Source organism: Sphingopyxis sp. H050, assembly GCF_001468265.1.
In the GTDB taxonomy this organism is placed as follows: Bacteria; Pseudomonadota; Alphaproteobacteria; order Sphingomonadales; family Sphingomonadaceae; genus Sphingopyxis.
Window position 1 is genome coordinate 1 of sequence record NZ_LNRZ01000021.1, and the last position, 1714, is coordinate 1714.

Annotated in this window: 1 protein-coding gene; it reads right to left on the bottom strand. The window is 58.9% G+C overall.

Annotation, left to right across the window (positions count from 1 at the left end; genetic code table 11):
• Positions 1-141: 141 nt before the first annotated feature.
• Positions 142-1714 (bottom strand): Tn3 family transposase (locus tag ATE67_RS20865; RefSeq protein WP_156417125.1); only part of this gene is annotated, 1573 nt, incomplete at its 5' end.

Here is a 1714-nt window from a genome sequence, read left to right on the forward strand (position 1 = left end):
GGTTGGGTCTTCATCTTCGTTCCTTCGTCACTACGACGAAGCCCCAACCCTCCTTAAATCACAACCTCAAATCTGTGCCATTGGTGCTGACGGGGGACAGTTCGCCAGACAACGATTTCTCGGACATAAGCGGAACATGGGCTACGCTACACGCTTCAACCGCGCCATTGGCTCGTTGAGTGGGTGGAATTCACCTGCTGGAAGTCGCCTGGCCTGCTCCCAGAGGTAATCGCCGGTCAGACTGATGTGCGCCCAGCCCATCGGAGAAAGGTGCGCAAGCAGTGCCGCATCGAACGTCGTGCCGACAGCGTTGAGGTGCTTGGCGGCGCGGTCGAGATAGACCGTGTTCCAGTAGGAAATCGCCGCGATCAGCAAGTTCAGCCCAGATGCACGAAATTCCTGATTTTCCAGCGAGCGATCGGTGAACCGGCCCTGCCGGTTGGTATAGATGGCGGCGGCAAGCGTGTGCCGCGCTTCGCCTTTGTTGAGACCGGCCTGACAGGCACGGCGCAGTTCCGGTTGTTCGAGCCAATCGAGCGTGAACAAAGTGCGCTCGATACGGCCCAGTTCAGCCAATGCAAAATCCAGCCTGTTCTGGCGTTTGTAGGCGGCAAGCTTTCGCAAGATTACTGACGGCGCCACCGTGCCATCCTTGATTGAGGCGACAATCCTGACGATGTCATCCCAATCAGCCTCGATCGCTGCGGTTTTGATGGTGCGGCCCATCAGGCTTTCGATGCCCTTGTATGTCGATGGCGCAGCGATCGAACCCAGTTTGCGGTCGGCAATATCGCGCAGTCGGGGCGCAAAGCGGAACCCGAGCAGGTGGCAGAGTGCGAAAACATGATCGGTCGCGCCGCCGGTATCGGTATAGTGCTCATGCAACGGAAGGTTGCCAGCGCCCAGGACAAGGCCGTCGAGCACGTAGGGCGCTTCACCTGCCGTCGCGGACATGATCCGTGATCCGAATGATGCGAAGTGATCGGAAAGGTGGGAATAGATTTTCACGCCAGGTTCGGTTCCATATTTGGCATTGACGTCCGCCGCCCCCGAACGGCTCCGCCCCGACCGGAAGAACTGGCCATCGGACGACGAACTGGTGCCAGCACCCCAATGCCGCGCGAAGGGTAACTCGTGGTGGGCTGAGATAATCATGGCCAGTGCGGCCTGATAATTGTCGGGGGAAAGGTACCAGTTGTGGGTCCATGCGAGCTGGGCATAGCTGACGCCTTCGCTGGCATTGGCCATCCTCTCCAGCCCGAGGTTGGTGCCGTCAGCCAGAATTGCGGCGAGTACCGTGCTGGGGTTGTCATGCTCCTTGCCTGAACGCAGGTCACGGAATGCGTTCAAAAAACCAGTGCGTTCGGCGACTTCAAGCAGCAGCTCGGTGATGCGCACGCGGGGAAGCAGGGTATCGAGCTTACGATCGAGGGCTTCAGCTTCCGGTGGGGTGACAGGCGGCATTTTCTGAAGCTTGAGCCGGTCTCGTTCGAGCGACACTCCCTCAAGCTTGTTTGCTTTCAACTGTTTGGCAAATCGGCGCAGCCGCCAGTCAAGATTTCGTGACCGGTCAGCGAGGTAGGACGCAGCATTTGAATCGAACGGAAGCGCATCGGCCACTTTGGCGGCGTCGCGCCGACCCAGCAAATAGGCATCGAAGCGCTGATAGTTGCGGGTTCCCTCGATCCATACATCACCGGCGCGCAAACGATCA